The following is an 18,419-nucleotide window of genomic DNA, read 5'->3' as shown; positions in this document are numbered from 1 at the left end:
GAGAGCCTGGTCACGCCGTCGTCGTCGATTTCGGCCGCCGGATCACCGCTCGTCGGGAGCGGCGGAGGCGGGGGTTGAACTGAGTCGGGCCGACTCGTCCTGGATCTCAGCGCCCTTGTCGCGCAATGCGGCCACGTGCTGTCGGCCGTGGTGTGCGCAGAACAGGAGTTCGGCGCCTACCGGAAGAGTCGCGCGAATGTAGGCCTGAGCGCCGCATCGGTCGCAGCGGTCTAGGGCGGTCAGCGGCTTGGTGGGGGCGAGAGCTCCAGTCACGTATCGCCTTTCGGGTCACCCCGTTGACCGGGGATGTTGGCGTCACAGTCACTTGGGACAACATCTAACCGGATGAGGGCGTTCCCAATCACCTCCTGACTACGCCGAGAGCGGAATGTTCCGAAAGGTGACGTGGATCACACCGCAGGTAACGAGAAGCCCTCGACAACTGGCAAGCTGGTAGGCGTAAAACCACGCCTAGCGCTAAGCTGCGTACGCGTGTTCGACTGTTGAGCGTGGGAGCTGGAGTGACGGTAGCGGAGACGGGTTACACGGCTCGTCATCTGTCGGTTCTGGAAGGTCTCGAAGCCGTCCGCAAGCGCCCAGGTATGTACATCGGGTCGACCGACAGCCGCGGGCTCATGCACTGCCTGTGGGAGATCGTCGACAACTGTGTCGACGAGGCGCTGGCCGGATACTGCTCCCTCATCGAGGTGGAGCTCCATCCAGACGGTTCGATCGAGGTGCGTGACGACGGCCGCGGCATTCCGGTCGACGTCGAGCCCAAGAGCGGGCTCGCGGGCGTCGAGCTGGTCTACACCAAGCTCCACGCGGGCGGGAAGTTCGGCGGCGGGTCCTACGGCGCCTCCGGCGGCCTCCACGGCGTGGGCGCCTCGGTGGTGAACGCCCTGTCGTCCCGGCTCGACGTCGAGGTCGACCGCGACGGGCGGGTCCACGAGATCAGCTTCCGGCGCGGCGTGCCCGGGATCTTCGACGGCGCGGGCCCCGCGGCCAAGTTCAAGAAGAAGTCCGGCCTCCGCGACGGCGGGCCGCTCGGCTCCCGTGTCACCGGCACGCGCGTGCGGTTCTGGGCCGACCGGCAGATCTTCCTGCCCGAGGCCGAGGTCTCGCTCGACGAGATCCACGTCCGGCTGCGGCAGACCGCGTTCCTGGTGCCCGGCCTGACGTTGTCGGTGCGCGACAGCCGCACTGAGGAGGGCTCCGAGGAGACCTTCCGGTTCGACGGCGGCATCAGCGAGTTCACCGAGTTCCTGGCCCGCGACGAGGGCGTCTGCGACGTGCTGCGCATGCAGGGCCAGGGCCACTTCCACGAGACCGTGCCGGTGCTCGACGAGCAGGGCCACATGACGCCGACCAAGGTCGAGCGCGAGATGGTCGTCGACGTCGCGGTGCGCTGGGGCAAGGGCTACGACTCGACCGTGCGGTCGTTCGTCAACGTGATCGCCACGCCCAAGGGCGGCACCCACGTGCTCGGCTTCGAGCGGGCGCTGGTCCGGACCATGAACGAGTTACTGCGTGAGTCCCGGCTGCTCAGGGCCAACGACGATGGTGTGACCAAGGAGGACATCCTCGAAGGTCTGACCGGCGTGGTGACCGTGCGGGTGGCCGAGCCGCAGTTCGAGGGCCAGACCAAGGAGGTGCTCGGCACCTCCGCGGCGACCCGCATCGTCTCGACGGTCGTCTCGCGGGAGCTCCGCGAGACCTTCACCAACCCGCCGCGCGGGGCCAAGCAGCAGCTCAGGGCCGTCCTGGAGAAGATCGTCGCGGCGGCCAAGGCCCGCATCGCGGCCCGGGAACACCGCGACAACCAGCGCCGCAAGACCGCCCTGGAGAGCTCGGCGCTGCCGGCGAAGCTGGTCGACTGCCGCAGCGACGGCGTCGACCGCAGCGAGTTGTTCATCGTCGAGGGCGACTCGGCGCTGGGCACCGCCAAACTGGCCCGCGACTCGGAGTTCCAGGCGCTGCTGCCCATCCGGGGCAAGATCCTCAACGTGCAGAAGGCGTCGGTCAGCGACATGCTGAAGAACGCCGAGTGCGCGGCGATCATCCAGGTCGTGGGCGCCGGGTCGGGCCGCTCGTTCGACATCGAGCAGGCGCGGTACGGCAAGATCATCCTGATGGCCGACGCCGACGTCGACGGGGCCCACATCCGGTGCCTGCTGCTGACCCTGTTCCACCGCTACATGCGGCCGATGGTGGAGGCCGGGCGGGTGTTCGCGGCCGTGCCGCCGCTGCACCGGGTGGAGCTCACCAATCCGGGGCGGGGCCAGGAGAAGTACATCTACTGCTACTCCGACGCCGAGTTGCACAAGGTGCTGGCCGGGCTGCGCAAGCGGAACAAGAAGTGGAAGGAACCGCCCCAGCGCTACAAGGGTCTCGGCGAGATGGACGCCGACCAGTTGGCGGAGACGACCATGGACCCGCGTCACCGGGTGCTGCGGCGGATCCGGATCGAAGACGTGGAAGAGGGTGAGCGCATCTTCGATCTGCTGATGGGCAGCGATGTGGCGCCCCGGCGAGAGTTCATCGTGAGCTCGGCCTCCGACATCGACCGCGACCACATCGACGCCTGACCAATTGGGCGCCGCCTGTGTCGGCGGCCAGGTTTCGTTTTGAATGGCCGCTGCCTGATGTCAGGGGGCCTGCGTCGAAGAAGAGACCGGCGTCGGGGTGGCTTGGTCGGCGGCGGGCTGATCAGGCGTGCCGAGGTGACCGGGCCTGCGCCGAAGTGGGCGGATGTTTGAGCAGAGGTGTGAGTCGCGTGCCCACCCGTCGTGGTCGCCTGTAGGGCAGGCCTTCAGGGGATGCCACGGGGTGGGCGGCCTGCCCGGGTCAGAGCATTCTGCGGAAGTGGTGGGTCCGGCCGACCGGGGTGAAGCCCAGGCGGCCGTAGAAGTCCTTCGGCCAGTCGGCCCCGTCGGCTTCCAGGAACAGGGTCAGCTCGCCCGCTCGGTGGATCGCCTCCGTCACCACGGCGCGGGCGTGGCCCCGGCGCCGGTGGTCGGGGTGGGTCGACAGGTCTTCGAACTGGGCCATGCCCGAGGGCCGGTGGATGTAGAGGTCGCCGTGGCAGACGATGGAGGCCCCCGCGTCCTTCACGGCCAGGAAGGTGGTCTCGTAGCCGTCCTGGAGGAGGGTGGCGCGGCGTTCGGTGAGCTGGTCGAGCTCCTCCGGGCTGAGATGGGGCAGTTCGGCCGCCCAGCTCGCCCGTACGGGCTCGTGGAGGTCGGCCAGGGTCACGGTGACCACACCGGGCGCCGGAGGCGGTGGGGCGCCCTGGTGGAGCATCAGCAGGTTGCACTCGTGGTCGTAGCCGGCCTCGGTCAGCGCGCCGGTCACGGCCCGCGCCGTGGGCTCGTGGTGGATCTCCACCAGGCGGTGGGCCGACCCGCCGAGGGCGTGGTCGGCCAAGGCCAGGATCTCCTGTGCGTCCGCCGGGCCGGTGATCACGACCTTGTTGTGGTGGTGCGAGGCGGCGTACCGGCGATTGCGGACCGCGAACCCGAAGAGGTGCTCCTGGACGTCGTCGGCCTGGGAGCGGATGTGATCCTCTTTGAACCGGAGGATCCGGTCGAGCTCGGTCATCTACGCGGCGGCGTTCCGGCGGAGTTCCTCGATCGGCGTCAGCTTGCCGGTCCGGACGTCGTAGATCGCCCCGCCGACGGACACCACGCCGTCGAGGAACGGGCTGGTGCGGATGCGGATGAGGTCGTGCCGCAGGGCGGCGTTCTGGTCGGGCACCGTGTGGAAGTCGAGGCTCCGGGTGTCGACACCCTGGGCCATGGCCAGGTCGTGGATGTCGTCGTCGGTGACCTTCGTCATGCCGCAGTCGGTGTGCGGCATCACGAGGACCCGGTTGACCCCGAGGACGAACACGGCGACGACGAGGGTACGCAGCACGTCGTCGGTCACGCGGGCGCCCGCGTTGCGGAGGATCTTGGCGTCGCCGGGCTTGAGGCCCAGCAGGCCGAGGGGGTCGATACGGGAGTCCATACAGGTGACGACGGCCAGTCCGCGGGCCGCCGTGCCGGTCAGGCCGGAACCCGTGAACGTGGCGGAGTAGGTCTCGTTGGCCGAGAGCAGATCATCGAAGGCACCGTTCATGTACGGAATGTTCCCGCAGACCGCATTCGTGACCTTTCCCGGGGTCTACCAATGCGATGAAGCACCCCCGAACTCGTGTCACCCTAGGTAATTATCCGTGACGTAAAGTCGCCGACCGTCTGAGGAGACCCGAGAGCATGAGCACCACCGCGCCCCTGTCCGACCATCTCCGCGCCCGCGCCCGGCACCGCCTCGACCGTGTGGAGCCGTCTGACGAGGGCCGCAACGCCCGCCTGGCCCTCGCGCTCATCGACGCGGCCTGTTATGTGGACACGCTGCCGGAAGACGACCCGTTGATCGTGGCCCTGTGTGAGACCGGGATGCTGAAGCCGGACGCGTTCGAGCCGGGCGACCGCGAATCGCAGGTGCTGGCCGACTGGGCGGGCGGCGACCCGGCGCGGCTCCTGGAGGCCTTGGCGAGGTAACACGTCACGCGCGCGGCGGCCGGGGAGACGTTGTCGGGGCCGCCTGGAGAAGGGGCCGAACCGGTCCGGAGCGGAGGCGGCCAGGGTGTCGGTTTGGCGAGCCGACGTCTGGCTAGGGGCGGGGAGGCGGGGGCCTCGGCGGGGTGGGGTAATTGCCTGGCTTATCCGGCGACACCGGTATAGGTTCTTAGCCGGTTACATCGTTCTGGGAAAGCAGGAGACGTCCATGGCCATCGCCACCCTCCATTCGTTCGTGTACGACTGCCCCGACCCCAAGGCCCTCGCCGGCTTCTACGCGGAACTCCTCGGCTGGGAGATCGTGAAGAACGACACCGACTGGGTCACCATCGGTGACGGCGGGCCGGTGCAGCTGGCGTTCCAGCACGCCCCCAACTACGTTCCCCCGGTCTGGCCGCAGGCCGACCATCCGCAGCAGGCCCACCTCGACGTCGTCGTCGACGACCTGGTCGAGGCCGGGGAGAAGGTCGTCGCCCTCGGGGCCGTCAAGCACCACCACCAGCCGGGGAACGAGCAGGGTTTCGTCGTCTACCTCGACCCGGCCGGCCACCTTTTCTGCCTCTGTGATTGACGTCTTATATTCCTGAAGGGGAATATAAGAGGGTGGACGTGTTCGCCGTACTCGCCGAGCCGGCCCGGCGTCGCATACTCGACCGGTTGCGCCGGTCGGAGAGCAGCGTCGGAGAGCTCGTGCGGGAGTTGTCGATGGGCCAGCCCGCCGTCTCCAAGCACCTCAAGGTGCTCCGGGAGGCCGGGCTGGTCTCGTCGCGTACGGCGGCGCAGCAGCGCATCTACCGCGTCGAGTCGCGTCCGCTGGCCGCCCTGGACGAATGGCTGGCGCCCTACCGCCGCCTCTGGGACGACCGCCTCGACGCCCTCGAAACCCACCTCGACCGGCAGGAGTAGGCCATGGAACTCGCAGACGTCACGGCCCATCCGGCGGACGACGGCCGCTGGACCCTCGTCTTCACCCGCGACCTCCGCCACCCGCCCGAGAAGGTCTGGGCCGCGCTGACCGAACCGGGCCGGCTCAAGCAGTGGGCCCCCTTCGAGCCCGACCGCGACCTCGCCACACCCGGCGCCGCCACCCTGGTGATGGACGGAGCCGGCACCGAGGAGACCATCCTCAAGGCCGACCGCCCCCGCCTGCTCGAATACACGTGGGGCGGCGACCTCCTGCGCTGGGAGCTGGAACCGACGGAGTCGGGCACCCGGCTACGCCTCTCCCACACCATGCCCGGCCCGGAATGGGCGGCCCGCAACGCGGCCGGCTGGCACGTCTGCCTCGACACCGCCGACCTCCTCCTGGCGGGCACCCCGCAGGGCCGCGCCGTCGGCGACGACGCCCTGGCCCACGGCTGGCAGGACCTCCACGACGCCTACGAGACCAAGCTGTCCTGACGCGAAGCCACCCGGCGTCGGCGATCCCGGCAGGCGACCTCGACGGCTGCCGGGACCACCACCGTGGACAGGCGGGGCGTGCTGGTCAGCGCCTCGGCGTGAGCCCGGATGGCCGCGCACAGGCGGTCGGCGGCCTCCAGGATCTCGGTCACAAGGCGCCGCCGATCGCCGCCACGGTGTGGGTCAGCCGCACGCCCGAGCCGTCGCGCCGGCCGATCTCCTCGGGCAGGGGCACCGGCTTGCCGACCGACGACACGGCCTTGGCGGGGCCGGGACCGGCCCAGGCGAGCAGGAGGACGTCTTCGCCCTTCAGGAAACGCTGGGCGCGGACGCCGCCCGTCGCGCGGCCCTTCGGGGGGAACTCGGCGTAGTCGGAGATCTTGCCGCCGCCGATCTGGGTGCCGGGCAGGGCGGTGGACGAACCCGCGATGGTCACCACACGCGACTCGCGGGACGGGTCGATCGCGCCGAACCAGATCACCCTGGCACCGGGTTCGACGCGGATGCCGGCCATGCCGCCCGCCGGGCGGCCCTGGGGCCGGACGTTGGTCGCTGAGTAGCGCAGGAGCTGGGCGTCGGAGGTGATGAACACCAGGTCGTGGTCTTCGGAGGTCAGCTCGACCGCGCCCACGACCGTGTCGCCGTCGCGGAGGGTGATGACCTCGAACTCGTCGCGGTTGGCCGGGTAGTCGGGGACCACCCGCTTCACGACGCCCTGTTCGGTGCCGAGGGCCAGGCCGGGGCCGTCGGGGTCGAGGGAGCCGATGCCCACCACGGTCTCGTCGGCGGCCAGGGAGACGTATTCGGCCACCGGGTGGCCGCCCGCCAGGGAGGGCGGGTTCGCCGAGGCCGGCAGGGTCGGCAGGTCGACCACGCTCACGCGGATCATGCGGCCGAGCGAGGTCACCACCCCGACCTCGCCCCGGACGGTCGAGCGCACGGCCGACACGAGCACGTCGTGGACGGTGCGCTCGCCCTCGGCGGGCAGCGGCGAGGCGTCGGCCGTGCGGGCGAGCAGGCCGGTGGAGGAGAGCAGGACCAGGCACGGGTCGTCGGCGACCTCCAGGGGCACCGGCGCGACCGCGGCCACGCCGCCCTCGAGCAGGAGGGTGCGGCGGGGGGTGCCGTAGGTCTTGGCGACCTGGGCCAGTTCGTCGGAGACGACCTTCCGGAGCTTCAGGTCGGAGGAGAGGATCTCGGTGAGCTCGGCGATCTCGCGGGTCAGCGTCGCCTTCTCCTTGTCGAGCTCCAGGTTGTCGTAGCGGGTCAGGCGGCGCAGCGGGGTGTCGAGGATGTAGTTGGCCTGGATCTCGCTGAGCGAGAAGCGCTCCATCAGGCCGCCGCGGGCCGCCGCCGAGTCGTCGGAGGTGCGGATGACCTGGATGACCTCGTCGATGTTCAGCAGGGCGACGATCAGGCCCTCGACCAGGTGGAGCCGCTCCTCGCGCTTGCGCCGCCGGTAGAGGGACCGGCGGCGGACGACGTCGAGGCGGTGCTCGACGTACACGGAGAGGAGTTCGCGCAGCCCCAGGGTGCGCGGCTGGCCGTCGACGAGGGCCACGTTGTTGATGCCGAAGGTCTCCTCCATCGGCGTCAGCCGGTAGAGCTCCTCGAGCACCGCCTCGGGGTTGAAACCGTTCTTGATCTCGATGACCAGCTGGAGGCCCTTGTGCCGGTCGGTGAGGTCTTTGAGGTCGGCGATGCCGGTCAGCTTCTTGGCCGTCACCAGTTCCTTGATCTTGGTGACGACGCGCTCGGGGCCCACGTTGTAGGGGAGCGCGGTGATGACCAGGCCCTTGCGGCGCGGGGTGACGTTCTCGATCGTCGCGGTGGCCCGCATCTTGAAGGTGCCCCGGCCGGTCCGGTAGGCATCGTGGATGCCCGACAGGCCGTTGACGTAGCCGCCCGTGGGCAGGTCGGGGCCGGGGATGAAGTTCATCAGGTCGTCGAGCGTCGCGTCGGGGTGCTTCAGCAGGTGCCGCGCGGCGGCCACGACCTCGACCAGGTTGTGGGGGGCCATGTTGGTGGCCATGCCGACCGCGATGCCCGTCGAGCCGTTGACCAGCAGGTTGGGGAACGCCGAGCCCAGGACCGAGGGCTCGGTCTCCTGGCCGTCGTAGTTGGGCTTGAAGTCGACCGTGTCCTCGTCGATCGACTGCACCATCAGCATCGCCGCGTCGGACAGGCGGGCCTCGGTGTAACGCATGGCGGCCGGCAGGTCGTCGGGCGAGCCGAAGTTGCCGTGGCCGTCGACCAGCGGCAGCCGCATCGAGAACGGCTGGGCCTGGCGGACCAGCGCGTCGTAGATCGCGCCGTCGCCGTGGGGGTGGAGCTTGCCCATGACCTCGCCGACGACGCGGGACGACTTCACGTGGCCCCGGTCGGGGCGCAGCCCCATTTCGTTCATCGAGTAGAGGATGCGGCGCTGCACGGGCTTGAGCCCGTCGCGGGCGTCGGGGAGCGCACGCTGGTAGATGACGCTGTAGGCGTATTCCAGGAAGCTGGTGCGCATCTCCGCGGACACGTCGATGTCGACGATCCGCTCCTCGAAGTCCTCGTCGGGCGGGGGGCTGGTGGTTCGTCGGGCCATGTCGAACATTTTGCCGGTCCCCGCCGACACCCGCGACTCAGACCTTCGAGACTTCCGTCTTGTACAGGCGGAATCCCCTGGCCTCGTAGTTCCCGCGGGCCGCCGGGGAGTCGAGTGAACAGGTGTGCACCCAGACCCGTTCGGCCGACGTCCACGCTTTGGCGGTGCCGTGGTGCAGGAGGTGGCCGCCGAGCCCCTTGCCGATCGCGAAGGGCATCAGCCCGAAATAGGCGATCTCCACGGAAGCGCCCTGGGGTTCCAGGGCGATGTAGCCCGCCGGGGTGCCACGGAGGTAGGCCACCCAGGTCTCCACGCCCAGGCCGAGCCAGGAGAGCCACTGCTCGTCGGTCCAGTCGCGACGGTCGGTCCACTGCCAGCCGCCGCCCACGGCCGAGTAGAGGAACCGGTGGAAATCGGCCGACGGGATCTCGGCCCGGACGATGTCGACATCGTCGCGTGGGGGCCGGGCCGGGCGCAGATCGGAGGGGGAGGTCTGTTCGAGGTACCAGGTGGTGACGTCCACATGAGGAATTTACTGGTACTAAGGACACCGTGAGCGAAGAGGAGATGCTGCGCGAGGAGGCCGAGGAGCGCCTCAGGGCTCTCGCGGGCGACCACGCGACCCTGCGCGACGACCAGTGGACGGCGATCAGGTCGCTGGTCCTCGACCGCAGGCGCACGCTGGTGGTGCAGCGGACCGGCTGGGGCAAGTCGGCGGTCTACTTCATCGCCACCGCGCTGCTGCGCGAGCTCGGCGAGGGCCCGACGGTGATCATCTCGCCGCTGCTGGCGCTGATGCGCAACCAGATCGCCGCCGCCGAGCGGGCCGGGATCCACGCCGTCAGCGTGAACTCGGTCAACCCGGGCGAGTGGGAGAAGATCTACGGCCAGGTCGCCGAGGGGCTCGTCGACGTGCTGCTGGTCAGCCCCGAGCGGCTCAACAACCCCGAGTTCCGCGACCAGGTGCTGCCCGAGCTGGCCGAGTCGGCCGGGCTCGTGGTGGTCGACGAGGCCCACTGCATCTCCGACTGGGGCCACGACTTCCGGCCCGACTACCGGAGGTTGCGCACCCTCCTCGAGGAGCTGCCGCCCGGCGTGCCGGTGCTGGCCACGACCGCCACCGCCAACGCGCGGGTGACGCGTGACGTCGCCGAGCAGCTCGGCGACGCGCTCGTGCTCCGGGGGCCGCTCGAACGCGACAGCCTGCGTCTGTCGGTCGTGACCCCCGGAGGACCCGAGAAGCGGCTGGCCTGGCTGGCGACCGCGCTCAGGGAGCTGCCGGGCTCCGGGATCATCTACACGCTGACCGTCGCCGCCGCCTCCGAGATCGCCGCCTACCTGCGCGACCAGGGGTTCCCGGTGGTGGCCTACTCGGGGCAGACCGAGCCGTCGGAGCGGCTCGCCGCCGAAGACGACCTGCTCGCCAACCGGGTCAAGGCGCTGGTGGCCACCTCGGCGCTCGGAATGGGGTTCGACAAGCCCGACCTCGGGTTCGTCGTCCACGTCGGGGCGCCGCCGTCGCCGGTCGCCTACTACCAGCAGGTCGGCCGCGCCGGGCGCGGGGTGGCGCGGGCCGAGGTCGTCCTGCTGCCCGGCACCGAAGACCGCGACATCTGGGCCTATTTCGGCTCGCTGGCGTTTCCGCCGGAACAGCAGGTCAGGGCCGCGCTGGCCGCGCTCGGCGACCAGACGCTCTCGACGGCGGCGCTGGAGAGCCGGGTCGACCTCAGCCGCACCCGGCTGGAGATGATGCTCAAGGTCCTCGACGTCGACGGCGCGGTCCGCCGGGTCAAGGGCGGCTGGCAGGCCACCGGCGAAGAGTGGGCCTACGACGCCGACCGCTACCAGCGGGTCGCCGCCGAGCGCACCGCCGAGCAGGAGGCCATGCTCGCCTACCTCACCACCGACGGCTGCCGCGAGATGTTCCTGCGCCGCCACCTCGACGACGACACCGCCACCCCCTGCGGCCGGTGCGACAACTGCACCGGCGCCCGGTGGGACGCCGGCGTCGCCGAGACCGCTGTGCAGAGCGCCCGCGACCGGCTGGTCCGGCCCGGCGTCGACCTCGAACCCCGCCGCCAGTGGCCTACCGGCCTCGACGACCTCAAGGGCCGCATCAAGCCGGAACTCTCGGCCGGCACCGGCCGCGCGCTCGGCCGGCTGACCGACATCGGCTGGGGCACCCGTCTCAGGGAGCTCCTCGCGGGCCCCGACCAGGATGTGCCCGACGACGTCTTCGGGGCGGTCGTCGAGGTGCTGAAGGAGTGGGGCTGGGAGCAGCGGCCGGTCGCCGTCGTCAGTGTCCCCTCGGTCTCCAAACCCCGGCTGGTACGCAGCCTCGCCGAGCGCCTCGCGCAGGTGGGCCGCCTGTCCTACCTGGGGGAACTCGGCTACCGCAACGGCACTCCGGGCAGGCGGTTCAACAGCAACCAGCGCGTCCAGGCGATCAGGGGAACCCTGGCCATGCCCCGCGAACTCGCCGCGAAGATCGCGGAAGCCGGGGGTCCGGTCCTGCTGGTCGACGACCGGTCCGACACCGGCTGGACGCTGACGCTGGCCGCCGCACAGATCCGCCACGCGGGCGCACCGGTCGTGCTCCCCCTGGTGTTGGCGGCCACGACGTAGGTATAGGGGAGGGGTGCTTCCCTCCCACCGCGTCGCGGACGCCCTCGTCACCGTCACCGCCGGCCAGAACCCCGTCGCCGGGCAGGACGTGCTCGTCCGGCAGACCGATCACGAGTTCCTGTTCGGCTGCACCGGATTCGAACGCGACATCCCCCTGGCCGACCAGTGGTTCGAGCTGTTCAACTTCGCCACGCTGCCCTTCTACTGGGCCCAGTTCGAGGGCGAGATGGGCAGCCCGCAGACCGAGAAGCTGATGGAGATGGCCAGGTTCTTCACGGACCGGGGGGTGCCGGTGAAAGGCCACCCACTGGCCTGGCACACCCTCGCCCCCGACTGGCTGCTCGACCTCAACAACGGCGAGATCGCCGCCGCCCAGGTCGCCCGCATCACCCGCGAGGTCACCGGCTTCGCCGGCGTGATCGACATGTGGGACGTGATCAACGAGGTCGTCATCATGCCGATCTTCGACAAGTACGACAACGGCATCACCCGCCTGTGCCGCGACATCGGCCGCATCCCCATGATCCGGATGGTGTTCGAGGCCGCCCGCCACGCCAACCCCGGCGCGACCCTGCTCCTCAACGACTTCGACATGTCGGCCGCCTACGAGTGCCTCATCGAGGGCGTGCTCGAAGCGGGCGTCCGCGTCGACGCGCTCGGCCTGCAGAGCCACATGCACCAGGGCTACTGGGGCGAGGAGCGCACCCTGGAGACCCTCGACCGCTTCTCCCGGTACGGCCTGCCGATCCACTTCACCGAGACGACCATCGTGTCGGGGCACCTGATGCCGCCCGAGATCGTCGACCTGAACGACTACCAGATCGACGACTGGCCCTCCACGCCCGAGGGCGAGGAGCGGCAGGCCGACGAGATCGTCCGCCACTACCGCACCCTGGTCGGCCACCCGGCCGTGCGGGCGATCACCTACTGGGGCCTCCAGGACGGCGCCTGGCTGGGCGCGCCCGGCGGATTCGTCCGGGCCGACGGCACCCCCAAGCCCTCCTACCACGCCCTGCGGAACCTGGTCAGGGGCGAGTGGTGGCTGCCCGAGACGACCATGAGGACCGACGAGGAGGGCCGGCTCCCGCTGCGGGGCTTCCGGGGGACGTACACGATCGAACACCAGGGCCGGACGGGCACGGTCACCCTCGGAAACGGTAGTACTTCAGGCCGATCCGCGATCGAGTGCGAACTCGTACCATGACGGCGTGTGGAACGAGCCGCGTCCTCTTCCGCCTCCCCCCAAGCGGGTCTGGCGTGACCACGCGCTGATCGCGCTGCTGGCCCCGGCCGTCGTGCTCGAAGGGGTGCTGCGGCCTGAGCTGCCCTGGCCGGTGGTGGCGCTGACGCTCGCGCTGGTGCCGACGTTGTGGTGGCGGCGGGCCCATCCGCTGCTCGTGGTCGTGGTCGCCTTCGGCGGCACCCTCGTGGCCGACCGGCTGATGGGCGGCCCCGACGACACCCACACGTCGGCGTTCCTGCTGATCCTGCCCTACACGCTGGGCCGGTGGGGGTCGGGGCGCGAGGTCCTGGCGGGCGCGGCGGTCGTGCTGGGCAACGTCGCCCTGTCGGTCCCGGCGGCCACCGACCTGGTCGGGGCCCTCGCCGTCGTCTCGATCGCGTTGCTCGCCGGGATCGCCGTCAGGTTCCGGGTCCGGGTCCAGCAGCGCGACCGCGAGCGGGTGAAGCTGCTCGAACGCGAACGCCTGGCCCGCGACCTGCACGACACCGTCGCCCACCACGTGTCGGCGATGGCGATCCGGGCCCAGGCCGGGCTGGCCCGCGCCCACAAGGACCCCGACGCGGCCGTGGAGGCGCTGAAGGTCATCGAGGCCGAGGCGTCCCGGGCGCTGGCCGAGATGCGGACCATGGTCCGGGTGCTGCGCCACCCCGCCGACCTCGACCCGGCCCGGGGCGTCGCCGATCTGCCGGAACTCCAGAAGGGCTCCGGCGTGCCCGTCGACGTCGAGGTGCTCGGCGATCTCGGGGAGCTCCCGCCCCCGACCGACGCCGCGATCTTCCGGCTGGCCCAGGAGTCGGTCACCAACGCCCGGCGGCACGCCCGCCACGCCACCCGCATCCACGTGCTCGTCGCCGCCGACGGCGACCGGGTCAGGCTGCGGGTCACCGACGACGGGGAGTCCCCCGAACCGGGGGCGACGGGTTATGGTCTGCTCGGCATGGCCGAACGGGCCACCCTCCTCGGCGGCACCTGCGAGGCGGGCCCCGCCCCCGGCCGTGGCTGGACCGTCACCGCCGTGCTCCCGAGGACCGCATGACCATTCGCGTGATCGTGGCCGACGACCAGGAGATCGTCCGGACCGGCCTGGTGATGATCCTGGAGGCCCACGACGACATCGAGGTCGTCGGCCAGGCCGCCGACGGCCGCCGCGCGGTCGAGCTGGCGCGCAGGCTCAGGCCCGACGTGTGCCTGCTCGACATCCGGATGCCCGGGATGAACGGCATCGAGGCCACCCGCGAGCTGTCCGGCGAGGTCGCCGTGGTCGTCATCACCACCTTCGACCTCGACGAGTACGTCTACGCCGCGCTGCGCGCGGGCGCGCGGGGCTTCCTGCTGAAGGACGCCGGGTCGGCGCTGCTCGCGCAGGCGGTCCGGGCCGCCGCCGGCGGTGACGCCCTGATCGCGCCGAACGTGACCGCCCGCCTGCTGCGCGCCTTCGCCGGCACGGCCGACCCGGTCCAGCCGTTCGAGCCGCTGACCGACCGGGAGGAGCAGATCATCACGACCGTGGCCCGGGGACGGACCAACCATGAGATCGCCGACGAGCTCCACATCTCGGTCAGCACGGTGAAGACCCACATCGCCAGCCTCATGGCCAAGCTCGGCGCCCGGAACCGGGTCGAGATCGCGATGTGGGCCTACGAGACGGGCCGGATCAGGAACGCCTGATCGCCCATTCCGCCACGGCGAGGTTGATCGCCCACCCGGCGGCCATCGCGACGAACCGCCCGGTGTCGTCGGGGGTGATCCCGGCGACGGCGAACGGCACATGGGTGAACGCCTGGGTGCCGGCGCCCATCGCCAGCGCGTAGGCGCGGATCATCCAGGCCCGGTGGGTGGCGAAATCCCGCCGGCGGACCGCCACGACGGCGTACACGACGGCGAAGGCCATCACCCCGCCGACGCCCACCCGCATGATCGTCATCGGCAGTCCGTCGTCGGTCTCCGGCAGGTCGTACCAGAGGGCCATCCAGATCCCGCTGAGGGCCACCGTGAGCCCGGCCACCGCCAGCACCCGCCCGGCCCGCCGATGCCAGGGGCCGCGCCGGAGTGAGGGGACGAACTGGAACGCGCCCAGCAGGGCGTAGATCACCGCGCCGACGATGTGGGCCACGACGGGCAGCGGCATGTCGAAGAAGCGGACGTTGTCCGGCGTGACGGGGCCGCCGCCGGAGAGTTCGGCCAGCCGGAGGCCACCGGCCAGTGAGGGGACGAGGGCGAGCAGCACGAGCCCGGTGGGCAACATCCACAGACGTCTGACGGTCATGCCTCAGATCGTCGCGGTCGGGGGCGCCCGTTCACATCGCGCCAACGGCCCCGGCCTGATCGTTCCAACGGCCGGCGATCGGGCGTACTTTCGGCTAGAGCCGGGGGCGCGCGCCCAGGTTGGCCAGGCACTTGGCGGCCAGGGCGTTGCCCGCCGCCAGGGCGTCGGCCGGCTGCTTGCCGTCGAGCCAGCTCGGCAGGAACCCGGCGGCGAACGCGTCACCCGCGCCGGTGCCGTCGACGACCCGCTCGACCTGCTCGGCCGGGACCTTGACGGCGTCGGACCGGTTGTTGCTGTACCAGAGCGCGCCGTCGGCGTTGCACTTGATCACGACCTGCGGGAACCAGGCGGTCAGCACCTTGGCGGCCGCCTCGGGCTCGTCGCGGCCGGTCAGCACCTTGGCCTGGTCGGCGTTGGCGAACAGCAACTTCGCGCCGTGGGTCCATTCGAGGAACGGCTCGGCGCCGGTGCGCTCGACCGGCGCGGAGGAGGCGCAGTCGACCGAGATCGACATGCCGGCGCGGCGGGCCAGGTCGAGGGCGGCCAGACCGGCATCGCGGGAGCCCTCGCAGATCAGCGTGTAACCCGACATGTGCAGGTGACCGCCCTGGGTGAACAGGTCACGGGGCAGGTCTTCCGGCGACAGCGCGGCGTTGGCGCCGGGGTCGGAGAGCATCGTGCGCTCGCCCTTGTGGGTGACCAGGACGACGCAGGTGCCGGTGGGGCGCTCGGGATCCATGACGAGCCGGGCGTCGACGCCGTAGCCCATCAGCTCCATGTCGCGGTTGCGGCCGGTGATGTCGGCGCCGCGACGCCCGATGAAGGCGACCTCGGAGCCCTCGACGGCGAGCCACGAGGCGATGTTGGCCCCGGAGCCGCCACCGTGCATGGTCACCACGGCCGGAGTGTCGCTAGCCCGGGCGAGCGGATACCTGGCGCGGGCGACCGCGTCGGTCATGAGATCGCCCACCACGACGACCCGCGTCATGATGTCACCACCTTGCTTACTGCAAATCGACGCTGACCCCGGAAACTTAACAGCTTCTGCAAGCTTCGTGGGGGGTGAGGCGGACACTCGTACACAGTCGATGCACATCCGTTGCCCAACCCCCGCGTTTGTGCACAGATACCCTCGAAAGGTGGAACCCGCGTATCCGCCGCACTGGGAGGCCGACGTCGTCCTGGCCGACGGCGGCACCGCTCACCTGCGGCCCATCCGCCCCGATGACGCCGAACCGTTGCGTTCCTTCTACTCCCGCCTCTCCGCCCAGTCGATCTACTTCCGTTTCTTCGGCCCCCGTCCGCGCCTCTCGGAACGGGAGGTCACCCGCTTCACGACGGTCGACTACAACGACCGGCTCGCCCTGATCGCCACCATCGGAACGGAGATGGTGGCGGTCGTCCGTTACGACCGGGTCAAGCCCGCCGACCACGCCGAGGTGGCCTTCCTCGTCGAAGACGCCCACCAGGGGCGCGGGCTCGCGGCGGTGCTGCTCGAACACCTGCGCGCCGCCGCCCGCGAGCGCGGCATCCGGACCTTCATCGCCGACGTGCTGCCCGCCAACCACCGGATGACCCAGATGTTCCGGCAGGCCGGATACACGGCGCAGAGCACGTTCGAGGACGGCGTCGTCCGGATGACCCTCGACCTCGCGAGCACCCCCGACTCGGTCGAGGTGGTGACCGGGCGGGAGCACCGCGCCGAGGCCCGGTCGATCGAGCGGCTGCTCAAGCCCGAGTCGGTCGTCGTCATCGGGGCCAGCCGGGAGCCGGGCGGAATCGGGCAGACCGTGCTGCGCAACCTGCTCCGGGCCGAGTTCACCGGGCCGGTCTACCCGGTGCACAGAGAGGTGCGGGCGGTCGCGGGGGTGCGGGCGTACAGGAACATGGCCGCGATCGACGAGGAGGTCGACCTGGCGGTCGTGGCCGTCCCGGCCGAGAGCGTGCTGGACGTGGTCGAGGAGTGCGCCCAGAAAGGGGTGAAGGGCCTGGTCGTGGTCTCCAGCGGCTTCGCCGAGACGGGTGAGGAGGGGCGGCGGCGCGAGCAGGAACTGGTGCGGATCTCCCGCGCCTACGGCATGCGGGTCGTCGGGCCCAACTGCCTCGGCATCGCCAACACCGACCGGTCGATCAAGCTCAACGCCACCCTGGCCGAACGGCTGCCCGCGCGCGGCCGCATCGGCTTCTTCAGCCAGTCGGGCGCACTCGGCACCGCCCTGCTGCACCGCGTCGACCAGCGCGGCCTGGGCATCTCCACCTTCGTCTCCGCCGGGAACCGGGCCGACGTGTCCGGCAACGACCTGCTCCAGTACTGGGAGGAGGACCCCGCGACCGAGGTCGTCCTCCTCTATCTGGAGTCGATGGGCAACCCGCGCAAGTTCACCCGCCTGGCCCGGCGCATCTCCCGCACCAAGCCGATCGTGGCGGTGAAGTCGCAGGCCACCGAGTTCGGGCTGCCCGACGGCGCGGTGTCGACGCTGTTCGAGCAGGCCGGCGTGATCCGGGTCGACGACCTCACCCAGCTCTTCGACGTCGCCCAGTTGCTCGCCTGCCAGCCGCTCCCCGAAGGGCCGCGCGTCGGGATCGTCAGCAACTCCGACGCCCTGGCCCGGCTGGCCGCCCACGCCTGCGTCAGCGCGGGCCTCGCCCCGTCGACCGCCGACCTCGGCGCCCGCGCCGGGGCCGCCGAGTTCGGCGCGGCGCTCTCATCGGTCCTCCCGGACGTCGACGCGGCCGTGGTCGTCTACATGCCGCCGGGTCCCGGCCCCGACGCCGAGGTCGCCGCCGAGCTGGTGCGGGTCGCGGGGGAGAGCGGCAAGCCGGTGCTGGCCACCTTCCGGGGCGAGGCCGGGGTCCCGGCCGCGCTGCGCGCGCCGGGAGAGGGTCCCGCGCGGGGTTCGATCCCGTCCTATCCGGCGCCCGAGGAGGCGGTCAGGGCCCTGGCTCTGGCGGTACGCCACGCGCAGTGGCGCCGCGGCGACGAGGGCACGATCCCCGAACTCGGCGGGATCGACGTGGTCGCCGCCCGGGAGATCGTCTGCCGGGCGGCCGAGGAGCCGGTCGAGATCGACGCCGCCGATCTCCTGCGGGCCTACGGCGTGGAGGTCTGGCCCTCGGAGACCGTGAGCTCGCCCGAGGAGGCGGTCGCGGCGGCCCGGCGGCTGGGTTTTCCCGTCGTGGTCAAGTGGGACGGCACCGGCCGCGCCGGGACGGTCCGCCTGGCCCTGCCCGACGAAGGGGCGGTCGCGCGGGCGTACACGGACCTGGAAGGGGTTCTCGGGCCCCGGCTGGCGGTCCAGCGGATGGCGCCGCAGCCCGCCGTGCCGACCGTGGTCACCTCGGTGCAGGACCGCGACTTCGGGGCCGTCGTGTCGTTCGGGCTGGGCGAGATCGCCGCCCGGCTGCTCGGCGACGACGCCTACCGGCTCGCTCCGCTGACGGCTGAAGACGCCGCCGGGCTGGTCCGGGCGCCCAAGGCCGCGCCGCTGCTGTTCGGCGCGCACGGCTATCCGCCCGTGGCGGTGGCCGATCTGGAGGAGCTGCTGTGCCGGATCGGGCGGCTGGCCGACGCGCATCCGCAGGTCGCGGCGCTGCGCCTCGATCCCGTCCTGGTGGGTGAGAACGGTGTCCACGTGCTGGGCGCACGGGCGGTGCTGAAGGCCGTCACCGGGCCGCGCCCGGACGTCGGCCCCCGGCGGCTCCCATCCTGACAGCCCCGTGTTATCACCCCGG

At 71.2% G+C, this 18,419-nt stretch carries 17 protein-coding genes; 10 read left to right on the top strand and 7 right to left on the bottom strand.

What is annotated here, in order from left to right; translation table 11 throughout:
- Window positions 1-42: 42 nt before the first annotated feature.
- On the bottom strand, window positions 43-273 hold the full coding sequence (locus AW273_RS38625; RefSeq protein WP_030454612.1) for a DUF7455 domain-containing protein: 231 nt from the start codon (window positions 271-273) through the stop codon (window positions 43-45).
- A 236-nt stretch (window positions 274-509) separates the two neighbouring features.
- Here AW273_RS38625 and AW273_RS15495 point away from each other — a divergent pair, with 236 nt between their 5' ends.
- Window positions 510-2,588 (top strand): DNA gyrase/topoisomerase IV subunit B, encoded by a 2,079-nt coding sequence (locus AW273_RS15495; RefSeq protein WP_232327437.1) that lies wholly within the window; start codon window positions 510-512, stop codon window positions 2,586-2,588.
- Window positions 2,589-2,847: 259 nt separating this feature from the next.
- Here AW273_RS15495 and AW273_RS15490 read toward each other — a convergent pair whose 3' ends face one another.
- On the bottom strand, window positions 2,848-3,600 hold the full coding sequence (locus AW273_RS15490; RefSeq protein ID WP_062349023.1) for a GNAT family N-acetyltransferase: 753 nt from the start codon (window positions 3,598-3,600) through the stop codon (window positions 2,848-2,850).
- Complete coding sequence (locus tag AW273_RS15485) at window positions 3,601-4,119, bottom strand: beta-class carbonic anhydrase (protein ID WP_062349022.1); 519 nt, start codon at window positions 4,117-4,119, stop codon at window positions 3,601-3,603.
- Window positions 4,120-4,256: 137 nt separating this feature from the next.
- Between AW273_RS15485 and AW273_RS15480 the strand changes: the two genes are divergently transcribed.
- The 4 genes from AW273_RS15480 to AW273_RS15465 all read left to right on the top strand — a co-directional run bounded on the left by AW273_RS15480 (window position 4,257) and on the right by AW273_RS15465 (window position 5,963).
- Window positions 4,257-4,544, top strand: a complete 288-nt coding sequence (locus AW273_RS15480) for a hypothetical protein (RefSeq protein ID WP_062349021.1) — start codon at window positions 4,257-4,259, stop codon at window positions 4,542-4,544.
- A 226-nt stretch (window positions 4,545-4,770) separates the two neighbouring features.
- Complete coding sequence (locus AW273_RS15475) at window positions 4,771-5,133, top strand: VOC family protein (protein ID WP_062349020.1); 363 nt, start codon at window positions 4,771-4,773, stop codon at window positions 5,131-5,133.
- A 32-nt stretch (window positions 5,134-5,165) separates the two neighbouring features.
- Window positions 5,166-5,468, top strand: coding sequence for an ArsR/SmtB family transcription factor (locus AW273_RS15470; protein ID WP_062349019.1), 303 nt, complete (start codon window positions 5,166-5,168; stop codon window positions 5,466-5,468).
- A gap of 3 nt (window positions 5,469-5,471) precedes the next feature.
- The gene (locus AW273_RS15465) at window positions 5,472-5,963 is read left to right on the top strand and encodes an SRPBCC family protein (RefSeq protein ID WP_062349018.1); all 492 of its coding nucleotides are present in this window, start codon (window positions 5,472-5,474) and stop codon (window positions 5,961-5,963) included.
- Window positions 5,964-6,111: 148 nt separating this feature from the next.
- Here the strand turns inward: AW273_RS15465 and AW273_RS15460 are convergent, their stop codons facing one another.
- Both AW273_RS15460 and AW273_RS15455 read right to left on the bottom strand, forming a co-directional pair.
- The gene (locus tag AW273_RS15460; RefSeq protein ID WP_062349169.1) at window positions 6,112-8,553 is read right to left on the bottom strand and encodes a DNA gyrase/topoisomerase IV subunit A; all 2,442 of its coding nucleotides are present in this window, start codon (window positions 8,551-8,553) and stop codon (window positions 6,112-6,114) included.
- 37 nt (window positions 8,554-8,590) lie between these two features.
- Window positions 8,591-9,076, bottom strand: coding sequence for a GNAT family N-acetyltransferase (locus tag AW273_RS15455; protein WP_083949784.1), 486 nt, complete (start codon window positions 9,074-9,076; stop codon window positions 8,591-8,593).
- A gap of 44 nt (window positions 9,077-9,120) precedes the next feature.
- Between AW273_RS15455 and AW273_RS15450 the strand changes: the two genes are divergently transcribed.
- From AW273_RS15450 to AW273_RS15435, 4 genes are read left to right on the top strand one after another with little or no spacing between them, the layout of a single operon-like run.
- Window positions 9,121-11,178: a RecQ family ATP-dependent DNA helicase gene (locus tag AW273_RS15450; protein ID WP_062349168.1), complete on the top strand. Its 2,058-nt coding sequence runs from the start codon at window positions 9,121-9,123 to the stop codon at window positions 11,176-11,178.
- Between the two features lie 13 nt (window positions 11,179-11,191).
- Window positions 11,192-12,382 carry an endo-1,4-beta-xylanase gene (locus tag AW273_RS15445; protein WP_062349016.1) on the top strand — a complete coding sequence of 397 codons (1,191 nt, stop codon included), beginning with the start codon at window positions 11,192-11,194 and terminating at the stop codon, window positions 12,380-12,382.
- Between the two features lie 4 nt (window positions 12,383-12,386).
- Window positions 12,387-13,457 carry a sensor histidine kinase gene (locus tag AW273_RS15440; protein ID WP_062349015.1) on the top strand — a complete coding sequence of 357 codons (1,071 nt, stop codon included), beginning with the start codon at window positions 12,387-12,389 and terminating at the stop codon, window positions 13,455-13,457.
- Window positions 13,454-14,089 carry a response regulator gene (locus AW273_RS15435; RefSeq protein WP_062349014.1) on the top strand — a complete coding sequence of 212 codons (636 nt, stop codon included), beginning with the start codon at window positions 13,454-13,456 and terminating at the stop codon, window positions 14,087-14,089. Before AW273_RS15440 ends, AW273_RS15435 begins: the two co-directional genes overlap by 4 nt.
- Here the strand turns inward: AW273_RS15435 and AW273_RS15430 are convergent.
- Both AW273_RS15430 and AW273_RS15425 read right to left on the bottom strand, forming a co-directional pair.
- The gene (locus tag AW273_RS15430) at window positions 14,076-14,687 is read right to left on the bottom strand and encodes a DUF2306 domain-containing protein (RefSeq protein ID WP_062349013.1); all 612 of its coding nucleotides are present in this window, start codon (window positions 14,685-14,687) and stop codon (window positions 14,076-14,078) included. The two genes, AW273_RS15435 and AW273_RS15430, sit on opposite strands and share 14 nt — an antisense overlap.
- A gap of 94 nt (window positions 14,688-14,781) precedes the next feature.
- A complete protein-coding gene (locus AW273_RS15425) occupies window positions 14,782-15,675 on the bottom strand; it encodes a carbohydrate kinase family protein (protein ID WP_062349012.1) in 894 nt (297 codons plus the stop codon).
- Window positions 15,676-15,826: 151 nt separating this feature from the next.
- Here AW273_RS15425 and AW273_RS15420 point away from each other — a divergent pair, with 151 nt between their 5' ends.
- Window positions 15,827-18,397, top strand: coding sequence for a bifunctional acetate--CoA ligase family protein/GNAT family N-acetyltransferase (locus tag AW273_RS15420; protein WP_232327435.1), 2,571 nt, complete (start codon window positions 15,827-15,829; stop codon window positions 18,395-18,397).
- The last annotated feature ends 22 nt before the right edge of the window (window positions 18,398-18,419 follow it).

This window comes from Herbidospora yilanensis (genome assembly GCF_001570565.1).
GTDB lineage: Bacteria > Actinomycetota > Actinomycetes > Streptosporangiales > Streptosporangiaceae > Herbidospora > Herbidospora yilanensis.
Note: the sequence above shows the minus strand (reverse complement) of the source record. Positions and strands in the feature narration are given on the sequence as shown.